This is a genomic window from Oligoflexus tunisiensis (genome assembly GCF_001748245.1).
In the GTDB taxonomy this organism is placed as follows: Bacteria; Bdellovibrionota_B; Oligoflexia; order Oligoflexales; family Oligoflexaceae; genus Oligoflexus; species Oligoflexus tunisiensis.
The window spans coordinates 4330068-4351798 of record NZ_BDFO01000001.1 but is presented as its reverse complement, the minus strand read 5'-3'; the positions used below and the strand labels follow the sequence as shown (position 1 = coordinate 4351798).

The 21731-nt window shown below is 55.0% G+C and carries 20 protein-coding genes and 2 pseudogenes; 7 read left to right on the top strand and 15 right to left on the bottom strand.

The annotated features are described in order from the left end of the window. Nucleotide 1 precedes the first annotated feature (1 nt). The 5 genes and pseudogenes from OLTU_RS17995 to modA all read right to left on the bottom strand — a co-directional run bounded on the left by OLTU_RS17995 (nt 2) and on the right by modA (nt 5142). Nucleotides 2–916 carry a TIGR02147 family protein gene (locus OLTU_RS17995; RefSeq protein ID WP_141734149.1) on the bottom strand — a complete coding sequence of 305 codons (915 nt, stop codon included), beginning with the start codon at nt 914–916 and terminating at the stop codon, nt 2–4. A gap of 352 nt (nt 917–1268) precedes the next feature. Continuing rightward, the gene (locus tag OLTU_RS17990) at nt 1269–2423 is read right to left on the bottom strand and encodes a hypothetical protein (protein ID WP_141734148.1); all 1155 of its coding nucleotides are present in this window, start codon (nt 2421–2423) and stop codon (nt 1269–1271) included. Between the two features lie 697 nt (nt 2424–3120). Then, a pseudogene (locus OLTU_RS33360) lies at nt 3121–3727 on the bottom strand (ATP-binding cassette domain-containing protein); the annotation flags it as partial. After that, nucleotides 3701–4345: pseudogene (gene modB, locus OLTU_RS33355) on the bottom strand (molybdate ABC transporter permease subunit); the annotation flags it as partial. The pseudogenes OLTU_RS33360 and modB, both read right to left, overlap by 27 nt. Then, nucleotides 4342–5142, bottom strand: a complete 801-nt coding sequence (gene modA / locus OLTU_RS17980) for a molybdate ABC transporter substrate-binding protein (protein WP_141734146.1) — start codon at nt 5140–5142, stop codon at nt 4342–4344. The gene modA and the pseudogene modB, both read right to left, overlap by 4 nt. A 255-nt stretch (nt 5143–5397) precedes the next feature. Between modA and OLTU_RS17975 the strand changes: the two genes are divergently transcribed. Continuing rightward, nucleotides 5398–5676 carry a DUF2171 domain-containing protein gene (locus tag OLTU_RS17975; protein WP_176736739.1) on the top strand — a complete coding sequence of 93 codons (279 nt, stop codon included), beginning with the start codon at nt 5398–5400 and terminating at the stop codon, nt 5674–5676. Nucleotides 5677–5765: 89 nt separating this feature from the next. Here the strand turns inward: OLTU_RS17975 and OLTU_RS17970 are convergent, their stop codons facing one another. The 5 genes from OLTU_RS17970 to OLTU_RS17950 are packed head-to-tail and all read right to left on the bottom strand — an operon-like array spanning nt 5766 to nt 12319. Next, on the bottom strand, nt 5766–7955 hold the full coding sequence (locus OLTU_RS17970; protein WP_141734144.1) for a S8/S53 family peptidase: 2190 nt from the start codon (nt 7953–7955) through the stop codon (nt 5766–5768). Between the two features lie 12 nt (nt 7956–7967). After that, nucleotides 7968–9128, bottom strand: coding sequence for a hypothetical protein (locus OLTU_RS17965; protein ID WP_141734143.1), 1161 nt, complete (start codon nt 9126–9128; stop codon nt 7968–7970). Between the two features lie 22 nt (nt 9129–9150). Then, entirely contained in the window at nt 9151–9801 is a 651-nt protein-coding gene (locus tag OLTU_RS17960; protein WP_141734142.1) for a hypothetical protein, read from the bottom strand. Next, a complete protein-coding gene (locus OLTU_RS17955) occupies nt 9798–10850 on the bottom strand; it encodes a Hint domain-containing protein (protein ID WP_141734141.1) in 1053 nt (350 codons plus the stop codon). The genes OLTU_RS17960 and OLTU_RS17955 overlap by 4 nt, the downstream gene beginning before the upstream one ends. 20 nt (nt 10851–10870) lie before the next feature. Continuing rightward, nucleotides 10871–12319 (bottom strand): internalin, encoded by a 1449-nt coding sequence (locus tag OLTU_RS17950; protein WP_141734140.1) that lies wholly within the window; start codon nt 12317–12319, stop codon nt 10871–10873. 161 nt (nt 12320–12480) lie between these two features. Between OLTU_RS17950 and OLTU_RS31975 the strand changes: the two genes are divergently transcribed. The 3 genes from OLTU_RS31975 to OLTU_RS17940 all read left to right on the top strand — a co-directional run bounded on the left by OLTU_RS31975 (nt 12481) and on the right by OLTU_RS17940 (nt 14314). Further along, complete coding sequence (locus tag OLTU_RS31975) at nt 12481–12621, top strand: hypothetical protein (RefSeq protein ID WP_176736738.1); 141 nt, start codon at nt 12481–12483, stop codon at nt 12619–12621. A 301-nt stretch (nt 12622–12922) separates the two neighbouring features. Beyond that, the gene (locus tag OLTU_RS17945) at nt 12923–13270 is read left to right on the top strand and encodes a hypothetical protein (protein ID WP_141734139.1); all 348 of its coding nucleotides are present in this window, start codon (nt 12923–12925) and stop codon (nt 13268–13270) included. 48 nt (nt 13271–13318) lie between these two features. Then, entirely contained in the window at nt 13319–14314 is a 996-nt protein-coding gene (locus OLTU_RS17940) for a BON domain-containing protein (RefSeq protein WP_141734138.1), read from the top strand. Nucleotides 14315–14417: 103 nt separating this feature from the next. On the opposite strand, the gene OLTU_RS17935 is transcribed toward OLTU_RS17940, so the two are convergent. Beyond that, complete coding sequence (locus tag OLTU_RS17935) at nt 14418–15035, bottom strand: hypothetical protein (protein ID WP_141734137.1); 618 nt, start codon at nt 15033–15035, stop codon at nt 14418–14420. Nucleotides 15036–15064: 29 nt separating this feature from the next. Further along, nucleotides 15065–15697 (bottom strand): outer membrane beta-barrel protein, encoded by a 633-nt coding sequence (locus tag OLTU_RS17930; protein ID WP_176736737.1) that lies wholly within the window; start codon nt 15695–15697, stop codon nt 15065–15067. 144 nt (nt 15698–15841) lie between these two features. Between OLTU_RS17930 and OLTU_RS17925 the strand changes: the two genes are divergently transcribed. After that, nucleotides 15842–16726 (top strand): phospholipase A, encoded by an 885-nt coding sequence (locus tag OLTU_RS17925; protein WP_176736736.1) that lies wholly within the window; start codon nt 15842–15844, stop codon nt 16724–16726. 121 nt (nt 16727–16847) lie between these two features. On the opposite strand, the gene OLTU_RS17920 is transcribed toward OLTU_RS17925, so the two are convergent. Together OLTU_RS17920 and OLTU_RS17915 are read right to left on the bottom strand one after the other, a co-directional pair. Continuing rightward, nucleotides 16848–17468, bottom strand: a complete 621-nt coding sequence (locus OLTU_RS17920; protein WP_218110106.1) for a hypothetical protein — start codon at nt 17466–17468, stop codon at nt 16848–16850. A 27-nt stretch (nt 17469–17495) separates the two neighbouring features. After that, the gene (locus OLTU_RS17915) at nt 17496–18026 is read right to left on the bottom strand and encodes a BON domain-containing protein (protein ID WP_218110105.1); all 531 of its coding nucleotides are present in this window, start codon (nt 18024–18026) and stop codon (nt 17496–17498) included. A 229-nt stretch (nt 18027–18255) separates the two neighbouring features. Here OLTU_RS17915 and OLTU_RS17910 point away from each other — a divergent pair, with 229 nt between their 5' ends. Beyond that, nucleotides 18256–19680 (top strand): sigma-54-dependent transcriptional regulator, encoded by a 1425-nt coding sequence (locus OLTU_RS17910; protein ID WP_141734134.1) that lies wholly within the window; start codon nt 18256–18258, stop codon nt 19678–19680. A gap of 105 nt (nt 19681–19785) precedes the next feature. Beyond that, nucleotides 19786–20589 carry an Hpt domain-containing response regulator gene (locus OLTU_RS17905; protein ID WP_141734133.1) on the top strand — a complete coding sequence of 268 codons (804 nt, stop codon included), beginning with the start codon at nt 19786–19788 and terminating at the stop codon, nt 20587–20589. A gap of 53 nt (nt 20590–20642) precedes the next feature. Here OLTU_RS17905 and OLTU_RS17900 read toward each other — a convergent pair whose 3' ends face one another. After that, nucleotides 20643–21536, bottom strand: a complete 894-nt coding sequence (locus tag OLTU_RS17900; RefSeq protein ID WP_176736735.1) for an OmpA family protein — start codon at nt 21534–21536, stop codon at nt 20643–20645. Between the last annotated feature and the right edge of the window lie 195 nt (nt 21537–21731).

Sequence of the window (21731 nt, the reverse complement as noted above, 5' to 3'; positions counted from 1 at the left end):
CTTATGTCTCGTTTTTCGTGCCAGGCGCCTTGCGCGTCAACGCAAAGAGCTGCACGTTGATCTGATAAACTTCCGTTCGGGGTTGCGGCTGGCTTTCCAACGCCATCGCTTCCTCACAAGCCTTATGAAAAATCGTTTTCAGTTTCTCCGCGGCCTCGTCTGAAATGGAGAGGGTCATGACGTTCAGGTCCCGCCGCTGCGAGGGAACCGCCGTCACGCTTTCCCGCGCATTTTCACAGGCCTTCTGGTGAAAACGTACCGCAGCCAGGGGACCGACCGCCCGGCTGGGGAAAATCTGTTCTCCGGTGGAAACGTAGCGCTGCCTGGTTTCATCATAGCGGATGAGATTCAACTTCTGCAGAAGGTCGAGACTGCGCTCGATCTGTTTGGGCAGAAGGCGCAGGAATAGGCGTTCATTGATCCAGTCCGGATCCGCCTTGAAATCATCCAAAGCCACCATTTCCCGCAGCACGGGATGATACCACTCCTGAAAAAACTCCAGGGTGTTTTCATCATCGTCGCTGTTCATGAAATGTTGGGATTTAAGAACGACCAGTTCTTTCATATAGGCTTCGCGCTGACCTGGTTCGCGCGCATTATTATGGCGAACGAGCAGCATGAAATACTTGCGGGCTTCGTGCGGCATTTCCAGAGCCGTGGCAATTTTCTGCGCCGAGGCCTCGCTGAGATCCCGTCGCATGGTCAGCACCAGCCAGAGCGCATTGCTTGCCGAAAGACCAAGGTCGGTCGCAAAGCGCACATAGGAGTACGACTTGCGGCCCGTCTTGATCCGATCATAGAGATTTTTCAGGAATTCGCGATAAGAGGTAAATTGTGTGACATCGACCTGCGCGCGTGCGCTATCGAATCGGTCCTGCACCGGCTGGGACTTTTTCGATTTGTCCTTTTGGACCATGCACGCCTCATTTCAGGACGGATTGCCCACTTCTGTGGAGCAGGGGACCCGGCGGCCGGCCAGGACGGTCGCATTCGTCCCGGCTGTGAATAGCAAGAGGGCTGACTGTGCGTTCCTGCTGATCATGATCATCGCTGGTCTCCTCTATCGGCGCCCTCAGTGGTTTCTTGCAGGGGGCGGGTGCATGTGTTGCACAAAACACTTAACGGAATAATTTGCGCGCACTTGAATGGACAGGTGAATCGAGTGAAAATACAGGGGGTTGCGAGGAACTATTACCGGAAGTAAGAATTTTTCGCGCATACGAATGGGCGGCAGGATCGGCCTGGGTTTGCAGCGGAAGTCCGCGAAACTAGAAGTGAAAATCGAAACGGGTTTCCCAGCGGTGATGACGCCAGAAATTGTCCTTTTCGAACGCGCTGTCCGGAAGATGGGCATGCAGTTCGAAATGGTTGATCAGCCGGTGAAAATGGAAGGCCAGCTGATAACGCTTTTCCATATGATAGCGTTCCAGGTGAACCGCGTAACCCTCATCATTGCTATACAAATTTTCAAAGGTGGATTTGGTGAACTGCCAGTCCTTGTTGCGTTCCTGCCGATAATTCATGCGCCCATACATGGGCACGCGGAAGCGATGCAGCACGTTTTCCTGCTTGAGGTTTCCACTCAACTGCGCTTCGAGCTGATAGTAACCCTGACTTTGATCGAGGAACAGGGACTGCGGGGGCAGGGGACTCCCAGGACCGGGCAAACCCCGTGGTGCCATGCGGCCGCTGAATTTATAGTCGGGCAGGCGGGGTAACGAAGACCAGATGGTGGGCTCGGCGGGCGCATCGTGGGCGATGTGGACCGGATAACTGCGTGCATAGTTCTCGGGATAGACTTCACCGACCTCATAGATGACCCGAGCCTTGGGTGCATAGGCGAGATATTCAAAATCCTCATGACCAAGACGAGCCAGTTTCATGGTGTCACGACTGGGCTCAATCGTCTTGAGTCTGAGCCCATACCGCAGCTCCGGATTGCCGTTATGAATGAAACCCTTCTGTGCGGGAGCGCTCGCGCCACCGCCACCACCCACGTTGAAACGCAGACCGTCCTTCCAGGATTCAGGAAAGACATTGCCCTTGGTTTCCTTCTGCGCATATAGGCGAATGGATTTGATCACCGCGCGCCGAATTTCAGCGCCATGATGGGGATTCACTGTGATCTTATGCGGGCCCACGTACTTCGCATACGACGACAGAGCCTTGGTGCCAAGGGCATTATGCAGGTTGCTCAAATCGCGCCCCTGATCCGCACTGTTGAGTGAGCGCAACATGATCCCACGCAGCTGGTCGAGCCACGGATAGGAAATCTGCGCGGCGGGAGGTTTTTCAAAATGGAGGATGAAGGCGCTGGATTCCCAGGCTTCCCCAGCGGTTTCCGCCAGGGCGTGACGCGGCATCGGTGTCAGTGCGATCACCGTGATGATGAAGATCAGTCGCGATAGTTGACGGCAAAGCATGGGCGTACTCTGCTTTCCAGGCCTCGAATTATTATGTACGAAACCTCTTGAACCATGTCCCAGGACAAAGGTCAAGCGCTCTCATGGTGCCTCTGATGGACACCAAACGCTTGACCAGCCTTGCTTTGCGGCTATGGGTTAAGGGTCTGTAAAGGCAGGATTTGCTGCCGGGAAAGGGTGGCAAACCAGGGCTGAGGCTGAGCCTGTAATTGCAGCGCTTTTTCCCGCGGTAAAACCACCTGCACATGCGCGTCGAAGGCATCATGCGGCGGCGCTTGCAATTTTAGAAAGAAGGTCAGGCGATGCGGAGCTTCGCTGATGCGCGTGAGCCAGCAGGGGAAGGTATTGGCTTCGTGGGACGAAGCATTGGACAGAGCGATATGATGCGCGCGGATGCCGATCCAGCTGCAATCGGGAGCATCGCCCGGCAGCTCCAGGTCGCAGTTCCAGGCTTCCACTGTCACTGTGGACCCCTTGCGGGACGTGACTTCTGCGAGATTCTTGCAACCCGTCAGCTGAGCAGCCGCCACATTCTGTGGATCGGCAAAGACCTCGGCCTTGGGGCCATGACGAATCACGCGACCTTCATCCAAAAGGATCAGCTCATCACAGATGCGCCAGGCTTCCTCGACATTATGAGTCACGAGGAAGAGGCGGCCGGGAAAGTGATAAAGATCAGCCACAAGCTGCTGTTCCAGGCGATCCCGCAGGTGGGCATCGAGGGCGGTAAAGGGTTCATCCAGCAACAGAAGCTGTGGTTCGGCGGCCAGGGCACGGGCCAGGGCCACCCTTTGTTGCTGACCTCCGGAAAGCTGCGGCGGTCTTTGTTCGGCACGCTGCAAAAGGTGGATCTTTTCCAGCCAGGCATCCGCCCCACGACGATTGGGTGTCTTCATTCCAAAGAGGATGTTGTCCCGAATGCTCATATGCGGAAAGAGAGCATAATGCTGCAGCAGCAGGCCGGCCTCCCTGGCCTTGGGCTTCCGATTCACGTGGCTTTCACGATCGAACAAAATCTTATGGTCCACCTGAATCCAGCCCGCATCAGGCTGTTCCAGTCCAGCGAGGCAGCGCAAAAAAAGGCTCTTGCCGGAGCCCGAAGGACCGAGGATGGCGATGCGACGACTCGTGCTTTGAAACTGAAGATCCAGGACGAAACCCTGGAGCTGCTTGATGATGTGCAGGGCCAGCGTGCCTTCGTGCTGGGGAATTTTCGGAGCGGGGGGACGGCGCCGGGGGCTGGGGATCACAGCCTTTTCCAGGCGGAATTCCGCAAGGAAAATAACGCCAAGGCTGATGATCATGATCAGCGCCGACCAAAGAGCGGCTTCGGCATAGGCACCGGATTCCACCGCATAGTAGATGGCCATCGGCATGGTCCGGGTCTGGCCCGGAATGCTGCCGGCCAGCATCAGAGTGGCTCCAAATTCCCCGAGGCTGCGGGCAAAGGCCAGGAGTGTTCCGGCCAGGACACCAGGCCAGGCGGAAGGCAGGATCACGCGCAAGAAAATACGTCCCCCCTGATCCGACAGCGTGCGGGCTGCGGCGATGAGCTGTCCATCGACCTGCAGCAGGGCCGCTCGGGTCGTGCGGTACATCAAGGGAAAGGCCACGGTACTGGCGGCCAGTACGGTCGCCGGCCAGGAAAAAACCAGGGGATTGCCGAAGATGCGTTCCCATAAGCGGCCGACGGGACTTTGGGCTCCAAAAATCATCAACAGGATAAAGCCAAGGACTGTCGGGGGCAGGATCATCGGGGCGATGAGCACGGAATCGATCAGAGCGAAGAGGCGTGTGCCCGGACGCGGCCCGCGATACACCATCCACGCCGCGGACGCGAGACCAAAGCCGGCGGCCAGCACCGTGGCGGTGGCGGCGGTTTTGAGTGAGATCCAAAGGGTAATGGTGTCCAGTGCCGTCACGAAGCCTTCCCGACCGGCACAAGGAAACCATGTTTCCGGAGAAGACCACGGGCCTTGTCACCCTGCAGGAATTGGGCAAAAACCCGTGCAGCTGCGGGGCGCTTCGATTTTTTTATGATCGCGAGCGGATAAGTGATGGGTGGATGCAGCGAGGGGTCCGCGCGTAAAGCCACCTTTACCTGGGATGACGTCCGGGCATCACTCGCATAGACAATGCCGGCGGAAACATTGCCGCTCGCCACAAAGGTCAGCACCTGACGAACGTTGGCAGCCGGGACCAGCCGGGGCTGAAGCGTGGCATGAAGACCAAGATTTTTCAGCCAGGCCTCGGCATACTGTCCGGCGGGAACGGTTCGCGCTTCCCCCAAGGCGATTCTCTTGAAGCCGGATTTTTGCAGATCCAGAGGACTTTGCGGTGCGGCCTGAGTTCGCGGCACGATCAGGACGAGTTCATTGCTGCAGAGATTTTGCAGACTGTCCTGGAGCAGGAGATTCTTTTGCCGCAGGGCTTCGACCTGCCGCGGAGCCGCGCTGATAAAGACATCCACCGGGGCACCCTGCTCGATTTGTTGCTGCAGGGCTCCTGATGAGGCGAAGTGAAATGTCACATGGAGCCCGGGATGGTCCTGTTCAAAGGCAGGCCCGATTTCTTCCAAAACATCCTTCAGACTTGCAGCCGCTGCGACCATGAGCTCCTGTTTCGGCTGGCTTTCAGCTTTCAGACGGGCAGAGAGCAGAATCATGCTCATCAAAAGCAGGCAGGCCATGGCTTGGCTGCGGTCCCGAAGTCCTGACATAAGAGCCTCCTGTGCTTTGCGGCCGTCTCACCCGGTAGATTTCAGCAAAGGGCGGGGAACTGTCAAGGTCATATGAACGATGGAACTTTTTTTGCATCGGGGTCATGTGACCTTATGTCAGACGGGGAAGGGTGCTCATGGGATTCTTATATCAAACTGTGTAACTCATAATGAAGCCAACCGACACACGCAATGAAACTTTGATCAGGTCGCAAGATGACAGGCAGGAGTGCCTTCACTCAAGGAGGTTTTGCAATGGCTATGGATCTCGCTCTTATTAAACCCAACCTCTTGGTACAAGCGAAAGGCACAGGACCTGTTCCCGGTCTGCAAGGCATAACCGTCGGGAGTGTGGACGCCGTGGATGGGCCCTTTGTCAAACTACGAAATAATAATGGCAAGAATGGTGGGCATTATCACTGGATTCACCTGGACTGTGTGGATTATGCCGATGACAAAGCCATCTACCTGAAGCTGACAGAAAATGAATTTCGAACGGTGCGCCTGGATACGCAACCGCTTCATGATCATTGAATGGATTGGTTCCCATCTGAGAAAAGTTTACAGAAACCGCGCGTCCCTCCAGGTTCGAGCGGTTTCTCTTTTCTCATGCCCAGGTTGGATCAAAGCCCATGGCGGACCAGAAACCGCGCCTGATCCTGCGCCTGATCTTCGGAGAGAGCACCGGATGCGGCGATGATCTGGCTGAAAACGTCCGTGCGGTCCGCTGCCTTATCTTGCAGCAGGCGGCGGGACCCAGCCGGAAGACCTGCGATCGCCGCGGCTGCTTTCAGCGCATAGCCTTCGTGGAGGGCCCCCCCTGTCCTTACTTCCAGACGGTGTTGCGGATCAACATCAGCGCCAAGAAGAATGGCGAGCCGCACCTCGCGATTGCTCAGCGCCTCGCCATGTTTTTTGATGATTTTCAGCGCAACATTCGCCACCTTGGGCGCGGAATAGGACGAGCCCCGGCGGCCCAGATAGCTGATGGGATCTGCGGCGATATCGGCATAATCACGACCGAACTCCGAGAAAAACGCCAGCCCCTGGCGCGCGCCAGCGGCCGCGACGATACGCAGATCCTTGCGATCCAGTTTCTGTGGACAGCGGAAACGTGGATTCTCTTTTCCTTCATTCCCTGCACCCGCAATCCATAAAATATCTGCATCCAACGCTGCGGTCAGACGATGGCATTCCTCCTCCTCAACCGAGAGGATGGCTGAGATGGTGGCGATCCGGGCTTTGGATAATTTCACAAGCTCATTGAAACGCTGACCCTGAAGCAGCCAGGTGAAATCCGTGCTGATGCCATAGGCCTCGCCGGGTTTGATATCACGCATCAGATCGCGCAGAATCTCACGGCCATGCGCGGCATCCGTGCTCCAGTTCAGATCCATGGCACCAAAATAAAAACTGAAAGGATTGCCGTCGACATCGTCGGGCCGAATCCATCCATAAAGACTTTTTTGATTGGTCGGGCGCTCGGCCGCAAAGGGCCCACGAATCCAATAGTCCAGCTCCCAGGTTTCCTCGAGCTGGGTGGATTCCTCAAGGACCAGGACCGTGGTGTCCGGTTGCTCCGGACGAAAGGTTTTCAGCTGCTCCCATTTGCTGGCAAACGATTTTCCATCACCCAGCGGTGGATACTCGGTGAAGCGCAGGAGGTCACCTTGGGAATCGTGGGCGTTCGAATCCACCTGCAGGCGTCCATCAGGGCCCACGCTACGTTGTTCCGTAATGTAAACGGACGGCGTCAGATCCGGGAAAAGCAGGGTCATCGCATCCAGAGTGCCATCCTCCCGTCCCAGGTAAAACGCATGACGGAAGGCTGAGCCGCGCGCATAATTTTTTTCATACCAGTAGTACTGTCCGTCCCAATAAAATGAGGCTTTGTAATCACAGAGGATGTGACAGCCGCTATCGACGATCAGAACATCCTCACGCACGTCCAAAGGTTGCGCGCCTTTCAGATAATCCTGATAGGCCTTGAGCCCTTCCATTAGCTTCGGCATCATGGGATCACGCACCAGAGGCATTTGCGGCAATTCAAGCTCGGAAGGAGGCGGGGTCGCATCGAGATGCTCGAAGTCGTCGAGCGACCACACGAAAATTTCATTGCCATAGCGTTCGATCAGGCCGGTGTCTTCGAAGTCGAAATAGGGAAGACGCTTCACCCGATCCAGGCTTTCATCAGCCTTGAAAAGTTTAACGCGAAACATTTCCCGCCACTGATTGCCGGGGGGAATATGGATGGACGGCGCCCGCTCGTCAAGGTAAGCGGCGAGGTCCCGCAGCTGCGCGTCGGGCAGGCTATCATCAATTTCGAAGACCAGGGAACGGCCGTTCCCAATATTTCGCACCTTGCGCAGGTCCGCGATAAAAGCCTCGCGTCCACCGGCCAGGAGATCGGCGAAACGACTGCCAACCTGCGCTGGACGGAGGCGATACTCTTCCACGCACGCATAACGATCAAAGACCCGGCGCTTGAGCCCGGTGGCGTTGGGATCGGTGCGGTAGAGGGCCTGGAAGGATTGTGCGTTTCCTGCTGTGGTGTCCGGACAAAGACAGTTGCGTTCACGCTCGTCAAAGATGCCACCGACGGTGCGGCAGGTCTGAGCCAGGTCTTCAAACGCTCGGGTGAGATGCGCGCGGTGATTGAAAACCGGGGCTATCTCAATCGGCTCGACCTGACTGATGTCGGGAGGAGTTTCGACCCCCCTGCTCTGCTGTGGGGAGCCACCGCAGGCACTCAACAAAGAAGTCGAAATCAAGAGGAGACTCCGATACCGACGTGCTTTGATCAAGCGTTTCATTCCGTCATCCTTTTATGGTGAAGCAACCATAGTGTTTATGGAATCGATCCTGCTCTTGCAGGTCTGATAATTCTCCTGATTCGCACAGACTTCAGCGGCCGCCTGGATCGCCTTGGCTTTGTTCTCAAGACTCTCCAGCTCGAGCTGGGCCTGCTCCTTCCCGGTCAGATCACGGGCGGGGTCGGCAAGCCAGGCGCTCACGCGCGCAATACTCTGCTGCACCGAGCCGTTCCATTGAAAGAGCTGCTCGGAGAGGGAAACAAAACCCGGATCGATCACAGGAGGGGCCTTGCTTTCGCTTAGAAAATGGCCGGCATCCTGATACGAACTCGCATTCAGCCAAAGGACGGCGAGCTGCTCCGGTTTTCTTGAATCGACATGCTTGCGGAAACCTTCCGGGCCAAAAGCATAGCGATGCAAGGCGGCAAACCGTTCCAGACAAGGGTCAAGATTATCCATGGAACAATACGATACTTGAGATGCCGCCAGTAAATCCAGATCAAACGTCTCGCCACCGTACTGAAAAGCCTGGACCGAAAGATGAGCTCCCTGCGCCACGCGCCGTACTTCGTCGATCGAAGTTTTGTCCTTTTTTAAGAGTCCGCCGAAAGCGGACGCTGATACTTTGGTTTTGAAATAGCGGTACTTTTCCCGGCTGTCAAATATAAGCGACGTGGCGAGATAAAATCGTGCACCGAGGGCGGCGCCCAGGATAAATTGATCCCCACAGATTTGTCGCTGTTCCGCCAACGGACGGGTCAGGGCCTGCTGACCGCGCGCATTCAACTGGCGCTCGTTGAAAAAGACCGAAGCGGCGCGATAGTCGACATTCCATATCAAGGACGCCTGGGTTTCGCTCTCGCTGTTGCGCAGAATGAATTCGCTGCGTGCCTTGGCTCCAAGCACCCAAAAATCAACCTTCACGCTGCCGTAGCCGCGCTGATCTTCGAGAATTTCAGACGTCGATTGCGAGGCATACATTTTCATGGTAATACTACGGTTGGGAGCAGACGGTTGCAGAGTTCCCGCAAGACAGGAGGGACGCCATTGCTGACTGGTGGATTCAAGACCCGAACCGATACGATGATAAGCGTCACCGCCGACCAGGATTTGTGCGGCCTCGGTCTGGGAAAATTGAAAAAATAAGCATAGCAGTAGCACGCGCCTGAACATGGCTCAGCTTCCTTGTCTGGTATTAACGGCTGGCAGCCAGAGCTGTCTTCAGTACCTTACTCTTCATCTCGCCAATGCGCTGCGCAAGATCCTCATAGGATTCCGGATCGTACTGCTTCAGGATCATCAAGAGTTCCGTAATGTCCCCATAAACGCTTTGCTTGACCCGAACATCTTTCATGCTATGAAAATCCACCGCAAGGATGCGCTGCCTGATCCAGCGCAGAGCCTCATCACGATGGCTGACTTCCTTATGCTTGAGAATCAGACCCAGGACGGAAACGGCGTTCATCCGTTCTTTTTCCTGGGACACATCATATTCCAGGCGATCCCCTGCCTCCAGAATACGGCCGAGGTCCTTGTGCAGTTCCGGGGCGGATAGCGTTTGGATCAGCTGATCCCGCGTCGCCTGGGTAGGCAAGGTAAAGCGGGACAGTTCAGCAATTTTTTCCAGACGTGGCGTGAGTTCATCCACGACGGGAGGCTTGGCTATGGGTACTGGAGATGGAGTCGGGGGAGACGGGGAGGGAATCCCGACCGGTGTCGGGATTCGGGTGGCGGTGACGGTCGCCTCGGAAACGGGAGGGTCACCCGATGCATTACGGGGTTCACGTTTCCAGAAGAGACCGAAACCGACGATAAGTATCACAATGGAAAACCAAACCAACTTCATGGGACAGTGTCCTGCTGAAACAGTTCCAAAGGAACGTTTCGACGGAGAATCAGTCGATTGATAAATTCGTAGCCATCATTCTGGAACCAGGATGATCCGCTCAGGAAACCCTGGGCGATCACGATTTGCCCTGGCTGGGAATTCGCTTCCGGCTGAATATTGAAGACACGCCCGAAGTATTCCTTTTCGCTGATCGCTACGATCGCATCGGCCTGTCCATCGATCTGTACCAGGCTGTCCCCTACTTTAAGTTCACCAGCTTCAATCATCAAGCCTTCAGATGTCAAAAGCGGATGATTTTTTGTGACCTTCAATTCACCACCACTATGCGAACGGATCGTGAGTATCTCGTGCTTCGTGGGGGTCGCACTGCGCGTATAATGCTTGACATTCCGACTTTGCAAATTCACGTAGTCGAGAGTGGAGTCATCTGTCAGGGTCATGATTTGATCCTGCAGCTTATCCAGCGCCTCTCCAATGGGAATTTCGCCTTCACTGAAAAGCAATTTCTGGTCCGGCTCGTAACACGATGCCGTGCATTCCCCCAGGACCTGATAGCCTGCAGGAAATTCGGTGCAAGCTGCCGTGGCGACGCGCGGGGCATACCAGTTCAATGGGTTTTCATACGTAGCAGTGCCGAAGGTCAGATAGTTGGGGCGAGCTTTGGGTTTGTTGCGATCACCCGCAACGAAAAACCATTCGGTTTCGATCGCCTGGATCTTTTGGTCATCCGTGGATCCATCATCACCGTTAATGCTGTTGTAGGTCGCGACGAGAAGACCTTTGTGGCAGGTTTTCAGCCACTGAAGACGTTCCCATGCTTCAGGTGAAGACAGGTTATCCTGTTCACAGCGATCTTTGATTTTTCCCAGGTTGAGTGGCACCATCGACGCGTAGTTCGTCGTGGGACGAGGCTTCGGGCGACTGCCTGAGATCGGCCCATCAATCGGATCAGGTTGCTCTTTGTGTGGAGGAAAATCCACGGCCCATGCGGTCGAAGTTCCACCAGCTATACACAGAAATACTGTCAGCACGGATGAACATTTCATAGAGACTCCCAACGGGGCGTTCAGACCTTAAAGTAATCACCATAGTACGCAAGAGCTTCTTCACAGGGACCCCAAACCTCGACACCGAGCTCAGGCTTACTGTTATCGAAAAACACCGGAGCATAACCCTTACGCCGATATCCCAAGGACCAGGATTCCGATACCACCTGAGCCGCGACGGCTGCCTTTCGCGCGAGTTCACAGCGATGATAGGCAACGAGCGGTATGGTTTGAATCGAAAGCAGCTTAGGGTCATAGGTTTCGAGCAGCTTCAAGGTATTCTCCGCTTGCTCGAGGCAACCATTGTACGGGTTGTCGTAACAGTAGACGGAAGCATTGGACAAACGCGTGGTATTGCGATTGGCCTTGGCCTCGAGGTCCATGATCTGTTCGTAGAGTTCTTCACTCAACCATTCGCGATACGAATTGATCAGCTTGCGAGCCCGGGAACGATCCATCAACGCCTGTTGAAAGCGGCGATCCAGAGTCTGGCGCGCGTCTTCCACCAGAACCCCGATCGTGGGATAGCCTCCGGGGGGTTGCAGGTTGTAGATACCGGATTCCGTATATTTTTCGGTCGTGTATTTCACGACGTTATACGAATCCAGACTGGTGAATTGTCCCGCCAGATCGTTTTTCGCGTATTTGATAGCCTCGGCAAACACGCTGAAACAAAGGGACGGATTGTCCAGGCTGCAGGTGACCAGATTATCCGGAATGATCTGCAGAAGCTGCAAGGGATCCCCTCCATGCTGCTGCGCTTCCACGGTGATCTTGACTGATTTTTTAACCGTCTGATCCAGATAATCCAGTTTTCCGTCAACCCTCACAACGCCAGCCGTCACGTCCACGGTGAGGTTGCCACCGATGTCACGCTTATCCTGTTCGTTGCGGAATTCCATTTTCAGGGTCACGTTCAGCATCGCCCCATATTCGATGCTGGTGATAAATTCATCACCGCAGCGATCCAGGGCGAAGGCTGGGGTCTTCGCAACTTCCTGACCGAATGCTGACAAACGATAGGTTCCATCCGTGTTGCGTTTCAGCACACGCTTCTTGGGCGTCGCCCGCCAAAAGAAGTTGTAGCTGTTGGCATTCACGCTGGCCGTGTTCTCCGTCGCATACCGTGCTGAGGCTCCTGCACGAATCGTCGGAAAATTGGTGTCCACCGACAGCTTTCCGCCCAACCGATCGATCAAATCATTGAAGCCAAGGTCCTGCTTCAACTCGAATTCGGCTGTGACGTTGCCCAGCTGCTCCGTGACTTCCCCTTCGATACAGGAAACATTCAGCAGCTTGCGTTTGTCGCTGTGATACGCCTGTCCAGGAACGCCGGTATCACTGTGGGTCGATGGAACTTCGCTCATCAGGGTAGCGTCGGTATCGCGAGCGCGGTCCCGACAGTTGGTTAAGAGAGTGGTTGATGCCAAAACAAGAAGGGAGGACCAAAGTCCCAGGCTTTGTTTCATGCTTAAATACCTCGCAACGGATAGGGCAGATGAGGCTAGTTCTGATGCACTAGCGGTTTTTTAACAGAGTGTTCGCAAGCAATCCAGAGAATTTATTTTTGTCTGCACAGGCGGTCGTTTTCTTGCAGGGAAATACGCTTGGCAAAAAGGGAGGTAAACATATGGATGAAAGCATCCTCAGAACTCCGAATGCGCGTTTCATCAATGGAGTGCCGACTGTGGGCTCGATGTCGCCACGCTTTGCCTCCTGTGCGGCCACACAATCTGGGGCTGGTTTAGCTTTACGAATCCGCCTCGGCTGAGCGGGTCGCTGAAGGGTGCTAAATGCTGAGGAATCCAGAAGTTTTTAGCATGGTGAAAGACCCGTAGCCGTCAGTCACCAACAGCCCCTGCATGCAAAATGTTGCACTTTCATGCTGGTAAAAACCAACATTTCCCACGCATCCGCACCTTTCGTTCTGCGTTGAGGCCTGGCAGAGTTCCTGCAATAAGAAGCCCGGCCATGCAAGCCGTCCGTTACAAGACATGAAGAGAAAAACTATGAGTCGCAGACAATCGAAATGTAGACACATTATATTGTTGGAGAGCCGTCGGGGTCGTTTGATGACGGAAATTCCCGAGCCGCCCCAGCATGAACCCATCCCCAAGCGTTCCCCCGACCGGCCGCCAACGACGATTCCGCAGCCCATGGTTCCCGATCCTGGAATCGATCCTGGGTCGCCCAGCACAGCGCCGCATCCCGAGCCCGCTCCCATTGTGATGCGGGGATGCCCTGCTCAGGAAATCAACACCATCCTGCCTCCTTATGCCCGCCGTCGCTTTCGGGGCTGGATTGTCACACGCTTCGATGTACGGCGTGTCCAGCGTTTGATTCCGGTGAAAAGCGAAAGTTTTCGGCTGCGCTATCGGAATCTCAGCTACAAGCGCAAATGGAACCTGGTGTGGTGCTGACCTCCCGAGGGGGCCCACACGATTTTTACGATAACAAAGGAGCACGCTATGTTTGAGCAAGGCTACGAAAACGATGATCGCTATACTCAACAAGGTCGCCGCCCGCAGTCCCCATACTTCGATCGTCGCGGCTCATCGCGCCGTCAGGATGATGATCGCTTTGAAAGCCAGGACCGTTATCGCTATCGCGGTCAGGAGTCCGAGCGTCGCTATACCAGACCCGACTATGACAGCGACCTGGACATCGAACGTCCGGGCCAGCCTCACTTTGCTTCGCGCGGATCTGATTACGGCCGCGACCATGAACAGGAAAGTTCCTGGCAGCGTCCTTACCGTGGTCAACGCCACGGCGACCGCTTTGGTCATGATGGATCGAACCGTTACGATTTCAGCCGCGGTGGCCAGGTGGATTACGGCAGCTATGGCCGCGGCATGGCCGACTGGGGCCGGGGCATGGGAGATTACGGCAGCGCCAGTGGTGGGGGCTATGGCCGGGGCCAGTCCGACTACGGACGTGACTGGAGTTCAGGTGCCGGCATGGGGCATGCCGACTGGAATCGCACGGGTCCCGATGATATGTATCAAGGCTGGGGCCGCCGTTCGTTTGATCAGCAGTCGCAGCAGCCGTTTCATTACAATGAACAAAAGAATCGCTGGCCCAAAAGCTACAAGCGCAGCGATGAACGCATCAAGGATGATATCCATGAGGAATTGATTCGTCATGGACGCATTGATGCTTCGGATATCGAAGTGCAAGTGAAAGATGGTGAAGTGACCCTGACTGGTCAGGTTACGTCCCGTCATGACAAACGCATCGCCGAAGAGCTCGCTGAAAAGGTTCTCGGTGTGCACGACGTGCAAAATCAGCTGCGGGTTCGCAGCGGTCAGATGCAGAATCAGGGCTCGGATCAGCAGGGAAGCATGAGCAGCGGCTCGATGAGCAACAGCCCCAATCTGCCTGGCTCGAACCGCATGTCCGTGGCAGGACAGCAACAGCAAGGTCAGGATCAAAACAAGAGCGCCGTGAACCAAACCAACAAGTAAGTTCTTTGGAGGACGGTGAGGGGGGCCGCTCCGCAAGGGGCGCCCCCTTGTTGCACGACCGAAACGGGGACTGACCTTGTGAACGGCACCGACCCAACCCCCGTCATCTCCTTGTAAAAGGCACCTTCAAGTCCAGCTCGCTCGGCCGATCACTGGCATTATCCTTCGCCAGGAACATGAGGCTTTCCCCCAAATAAAGGTGCCCATCCCGGATATCGTAGCTATCGAACTGCACGCCACCCTTTTGCACCTTCGAGCCTTCACACGCGGCGTTGGTCACATGCACGGGTTCCGCCACGCTCCAGTCGGTGTGACCGCAGAGTTTCATCCGATTCAGATCGTCGAGTATGGTATCCGACGTCACCGTAATATAAGCTTCGTTGACCGTGAAGTTGATCATCTCCAGGTCCGGTTTATCCGGATTGGGACCTTTGGTTTCAACGGTTCCGACCACCTTATAGGTCGCCACCAGATGCTGACAGTTCGGGTCGCTGTAATAACGTTCCAGGCGATCGAAATCACCGATGGCATTGATAACAAATTCGCGTTGACTGCTCACCGCGTTCAGGGTCGTGGTGCTCATGCAGTCCGACAGCCAGGTGCCGCGCAGCTCGGTGGGAGTGCTCCGCAGCTTCTGGCCGGTTTCACTGGTTTTTTCATCACGTTTACAGGCAGGCTGGACAAGTGCCAGCAACGCCATCCATTGCAGGGGTCGCTTCATAATCGTCTCCCTTCCGTGAGAGCCGGGCTTTACATAACATAGGAAAGCGCAACCGAATAATTCATCTGATCAAGGTCGACCGTGCGATCCAGAATGCGGCGATAGCGAACTTCGGCCAGCATATCCATCGAGGTTTGCACGCGGTACATGATGCCCGCGCCGAAATCCGCACCGAGTTCACCTTCGACGTCTTCCGTGTTGCGATCATATTCATCGAATCGATCGGTTAAAGGTTCAACATTGGGATTACGGTTGACCACGTCCACCTGAAAGCGATGGACGGCGAGACCTGCCAGCACGAAGGGGCGCAGACCCTGGGTCATGTCGGGAAAGAAGAAGCGGCCGTGGCTGCCGAGAGCGAGGTCATCCACTTCAACGCTTCGATCCCTGTCGCTCATCGAATCATTCCAGTAGTCGAGGGTCAAACCCAGGGAAAAATTGGGCGTGGTGAAGTAGTCGCCAAAAATTCCAAAGGAAAAGACGTTATTGTCGAGGCTGTTCACATCCGCAGCGGCCAGATTCACGCCGAAGGCCCAGTTGGTGGGTTCGCGCATGATATCGATGCGCTTGTAATCTGTCCCGCTTGAAATCTGTGACCAGGCCGGCCCAGCGAAGCCAAGCAGGCAAGCGCAGGCTATTCCCCTCAGTGATGCATTCAACATAACGGCTCTCCTCATGAAATGAACAGTGCAGTCCCAACTCCATGTTTTGCACTCATCGTGCCAGGAGCGGCGCTCGGGGAGCATGGTCTACAATATGCAACGCTGCTTGAGTACGCTGCTTTCAAAGCAAGAAAGGACTCCATCTTGTTCCAGAAAAATATCGCCAGGTCACGGCTCGCTCCTCTGCTGCTCTTGCTTTCGCTGCCGACGCACGCAAAGGAGTCGGATCCGCCGCCAGGTGCCGCGTCGGAGCCGCTGGAAGACGTCGAGCTGCCGGCGGAAACCCCGACCTCCGGTGCCGCTGTGATGGCCCAGGCGCCGACTCTGCTCCGTAACATCGATCGTGCGGAGGAACAAAACATTTTTCGGCATCGCGATATTTACGCGATCGGTGGCAAGCCCAACACCAAGATCCAACTGAGCTTCAAGCTGCGTCCGATTCTGAGTCTCCCGGCTTACTTTGCGTATAATCAGCAGATGTTTTGGGAGGTCACCAAGGATTCGCGGCCGTTTGAAGACATCGATTTCAATCCGGAATTCTATTACGTTCTGGATCTCGACCAGCCGATGATCAGGGGCCTGAGCCTGGGGGTGGAACACCGGTCCAATGGCAAGGCGGACGCGGAATCACGCTCGCTGGATCGGGTTTTCGCTGAAGTCGACGCTCGCATCGGCCGTGGTGCGTGGCGCATGCATGGGACAGTTCGGCTGTACTGGCTCTACGACATTGATTGGCAGAACAACCCGAATATTCGGCGTTATACCGGCCTCCTGTCCACGCGCATCAGTTTTGAAGGGATCACGGCCGAACTTTTTCCTTCGAAAGGGGAAATGTATTTGTCTTTCCTGCCTGGGGGTGTGGCGGATGTGAAGAAAGGCATGGGAGCGGTGGAATTTACGGTGAAATATCGCTTCGGTCTGTCGGATGTGATGCCCTATGTCATGTTCCAGTATTATTACGGCTATATGGAATCCCTTATTGAATACAATGAGCTGCAAAAATCCTATCGGCTGGGTCTGGCATTTTAGAGGCAGTAAAAATCCTCCCTTCCCAAAGATTCTCGGGAAGGGAGGTTGAAAAGAGATTGGTTCTGCCGTGCTCTGCGAAAGCCCTGAGGCTTTATTGGATCAAGAGACCTATTCTTTGCTTTTACATCATCGACGGTGGTGTCATCGGCGACGAAGGAGGTGTCGTGGTTCTGTCCCGGTCGCGATCCTGGTCGCGGTCGAAATTGACAGTTCGTGGTTCGTCGGACGAGGCTTCATGAGCGGAGGCGATGCCTTCACCGTTCTCAACTTTGAAAATATCCTTGGCGAGCTGAACCCACTTGTCATCATCACAGTGGACCGAAACCAGGATACCACCGTCCTTAACCATACCTTCATAACGCTTGGCTTCATATTCGGGAATGCCGATCCCGATAAGGGCGCCGGTGATTCCGCCCACGGCTCCGCCCACACCCGCTCCGGCCAGCGCGGCCATGATGGGGCCTGCAGCGATAACGGGACCAATACCCGGTATAGCCAACGATCCGATGCCGACGAGCCAACCAAGTGTACCGCCCAGGATGGCGCCGGTTGCCGTTCCCGTCGTAGCCCCTTCAGGAGCCTTGGTAGCTTTTTCATGAGCGAATTCCCGGGAGCTCTCGCGGTCGGGAAAAAGCACCGAAATATCCGAGTGACGGAATCCAGCACGCTTCAGTGCATTGACAGCCCGTTCCACGGAGGCGCGGCTGTTAAAAATGGCAAACGTTGCAGTGTTCTTAGCCATGATCGTAGTCCTTTCCTTGAATGATCATTACCTGGCAACTTCCAATTCACTCCGTACGCGATCAGCTCCAGCGATCCGTCCGGCTTTGCTTTCCACTTCCTGCTTTTCGGCCTCGCTTTTTACGGGTCCTTTCAGGACCACCTGGCCATTTTCAACTATGACTTTGACATTATGTGCATAGGTGGAAAGCTTTTTGTCTTTCACCAGCGCCTGACGAATTTTGGCCGTTAATTTCACATCCGCTTCGGCGTTGCTTGCCTGTTGTGCCGTAATACCGGTTTCACCGTTGGCTCGAGCGTTGGTGGCTGAATTGTCTGGAGCAGCGTCGGATGTGGTCGCTGCTTCCCCTGATGCCGGCTGAGTTTGAGCCTTATCGGGGGTGCCCGCTGCATAACCTACGGATATCGAAATAGGGAGCATCGTGGCTGTAGTTAAAACAATACAGCGCGTCTGCGACGAGAGAGACTTCATGATCATGGACAACTCCTTTAGTGCGATAAAACAAGCGTCCAAGGCAGCTTTGCGGTCTTCGCCCGGATGCGTATCCGTGTATTGCATTTTGTGTGCCTTAGTAATTTCTGCGTTCGTCTCACGCAAAATTTATGGTAAGGTGCCCTCGACTAGGACATCGACATTAATGTCATAATGACTTAGTTGATTTCCGCGGCACTTCTCGTTAGAAGTTCCCGCTGGGTAAGGTATATAGGGATGAGGGATTGAGTTCCTTGCAGAGTGGCCAGGGATTGTGAATCTGGACCATCATTTCTTTTCTTGAGAGAACGTTAATATGATGAACGACTACAAAGGCCGCCTGTTGATCGTGGACGATGATGAGCAAACCTGTGCGTTCTGGAAATTGGCGCTTTCCGAAGCCGGATTCATTGTCGATGTAGCCCACAATTTGGACGAGATGAAAGAAATCGTCCTGCGCTACACGATTGATGTCGTTCTCCTCGACATGAATCTGAAAAATGAAAACGGTTTGGATGGCATTCCGTTTCTGGTCTCCAGAACACCATACTCAAAAGTTTTCATGCTCACGGCCCATGCCTCGATTGAAACTGCAGTGTCTGCGCTTCAGGATGGTGCAACGGGCTATATCACGAAGGATACGGATCCTGGTGTCATAGCTGAAATGATCTGCAAACATCTGCAGACGCAAAGCCGGGATGTCATCGATCCCACTGTGGAAGAATTTGCTCAATTCGGTTTCATCGGCAAGAGCAAGGCCTTTCAGGATCTGTGCATTCGACTGAAGCAGCTGAAAGATGTTGATTCCACGATTCTGCTGCTGGGTGAATCCGGAACCGGTAAGGAAGTGATCGCGCGCGTTCTGCATAAGATTTCCAATCGCGCCTCCGAACGTTTCGAAGCCATCAACTGCGCGGCGATTCCTGAGAACCTTCTGGAATCGGAACTTTTCGGTCACAAACGTGGTGCCTTTACGGATGCCAAAGTCGATCGGAAAGGTATTTTTGAGCTCTGTTCGAAAGGAACCCTCCTTTTGGATGAGATCGGCGACATGCCTCTCTCCCTGCAGGCCAAGCTTCTGCGCGTGCTGCAGGAAAAAGTGGTGGTTCCCATCGGTTCGTCTCTTCCTGTCAAGATCGATACCCGTGTGATTGCGGCCACGCACCGCGATCTGGTCGAAGAGATTGAAAGCGGGCGTTTCCGTGAAGATTTGTACTATCGCCTGTCGGTCGTGCCTCTCTATGTTCCACCTTTGCGCCATCGCAAGGAAGATATTCCCCTGCTGGTGGAATCCTTCATTGCCGAATTCAATACCCGCTTTGGCCGTTCCATCAACAAACCGGCTGAATCGGTGATGAAGCGTCTGGTGGCCTATGATTGGCCCGGCAATATCCGTGAGCTGCGAAATGCTATCGAACGTGCTGTCGTCCTTACCCAGGATGATCATCTGCGCATCGAGGATCTGTTCCACCATCTGCATTCCTCGCATCGCGTGGCGGAACCCAATGTTCCTGTGGATCCCAACAAAGGGGCCAACCAGCTGCCAAGCGGCATCAGCCGTGAGCTGTTCAAACTGCCTTTGACGGAAGCCAAGCAGGTTTTTGAAAAGATCTATCTGGAAACCCAGCTCAGCGAAACCCATGGCAACATTTCTGAAACATCGAAACGAGCCGGACGTTATCGCGCGGATATTTACCGCCTGCTGGAACGCTATGACTTGCAAATCGACAGCTTCCGCTAATCCATGAATTGTCTCTGTTCTGTTGACCCAGATGCGGGAATGCCGCCCGATCTGGGTCGACGTTTGTGATCACCCCTGGGCAGCCCGGAAAAAGGGGAAACTCCTGTGAAACCCAATCCCATTCAAGGAAAATTAGCTGGACTCTCCATCCTGGTCGTCGAGGATGGTGCCGATAACCAACGCATCTTTCGTTATTTTTTGAAGATGGCGGGCGCCGACTTCACCCTGGTGGAGGACGGACCCTCCGCGTTGGAACGTGCGCTGCACGATGAGGCTCTGGACCTCGTGCTGATGGACATTCAGATTCCTGGCATGGACGGCTATGAGGTCACCGAACGGTTGAGACAGGCGGGTTTCACACGCCCTATCGTGGCCGTGACAGCGCATGCCGTGGAAACGGAACAGTCGCGGGGGACCAGGGCCGGGATTACCGATTTTTTGACGAAGCCTTTCCAGATCGAGAACCTAGTCCAAACCATACTCAAACACACCAGGGCGGATGCCGTGCCTGCCTCGTCGGGGCCCACTTTGTCAGGCGGGACGGCGATGGATGAGGGCGCCCACAGTCCGTCCTTCCTTCAGTCCAAATATCATGACAAGCCCATGTATCGGCCCATCATCCTCGACTTCGTGAACACTTTTCAGCAGCGCCTCGAGTCCATGCAAAACCTCATCGATGCCATGGACTGGGAGCAGCTCGCTGGAATCATGCATCAGATGAAGGGTGCCGCCGCCACCTATGGCTACCCTCAGGTTTCCGAAGTCGCCTCCCGACTCGAAATTTCAGCCAAGGAAGCGCGACGTGATGCGTATGCCGTCGACACGATTCGCCAGCAGGCGCAGGAGATGCATCGCATGGGTTTGCGGATGAAAGTGGGACTGGAAGAAGTCGAGAATCGCAGCGTTTGAAACAAAACTAAAAGGAGCCCCAGACAGGGCTCCCTTCACGCGGGAAGATCCGTTCAGCGTTGGGGCTGATCCTGATTTTCCTGGTCCTGGCCTTGCTGAGGATTGGTGTTGGAAGTGATGTAAGCTTCCACACGACGATCAAGCTGCAGCTGAGCCGGACTGCGGTTCACGCGACCTTTGCCGCTCGTTCCTGGCCAGGCGCGAACCTCGATTTGCTCGGGACTCACACCTTTGTCGCGCAGGATGGCAGCCACGGCTTCCGCGCGTTCGCGAGCCAGACGGTCATTCAATTCCTTGTCGCCACGAGGATCCGCATAACCGGACAGCACAACTTTGGACTCCTGATCCTGGGTCAGCGCTCGTGCCAGGTTGTTGATGTTGTCTTCGTAGCGAGGGTCAACATCCGTTGATCCCGAGCTGAAGTAGGCAACGGGGCCGCGCAGTGAAACGTCAGGACCGGTGGGCTGTTGCTCCTGCTGGCCCTGGGCCTGAGTCGTGGCGCTGGCGATCTGCATGTCTCTGTTTTGATCCTGAAGTTGTTTCAGTTGAGCCATTGCATCCTGCCGTTCCTGGATCATCTGGGCGTAACTTTCAATGTTGTTATCCCAGGCTTTGACCTGATCGCCAAGCTGGATGGCCTGTTCGGCCATGGCATTGGCTTCAGCGGCCTGCTCGACGGCTTGTCTTTCGAGCTGGCTGCGTTCCTCTTTTTTCACGTCCCGATCCCTGCTCTTCTTCCAAAGATCCGTAGCGGCTTCCAATTGAGTTTCGGCTTTGTCGAGTGTCGTGGGCAGGTAATCTTCCACATCGCGCTCGTCAGCTCGTTCCAGAGTGGCTTCGGCCGCATGGAACTCCTGAGGTGCTTCGTCGGGGATGCCCACACAACCAATGAGGGAGCATTGTAGGCCGAAAAAGAAAAGTCCTTTTTGAATCGAAAAGTAGCGCATGAAGTCCTCCTTAATCGCATCACACAAATATCGCGTTCTGGTAAGTGCATACGCTGTGCCACGGAATTTCCTATGCAAGTCAGTCGGACCGCCCCTGATCCAAGGAAGATCCACCGAAGGTATTTCAGGACAGGAGATCCCATTCATGTCGCAAACGGTGAAGCCCGGCAATCCTTGATCTTACGTCTGGCACGA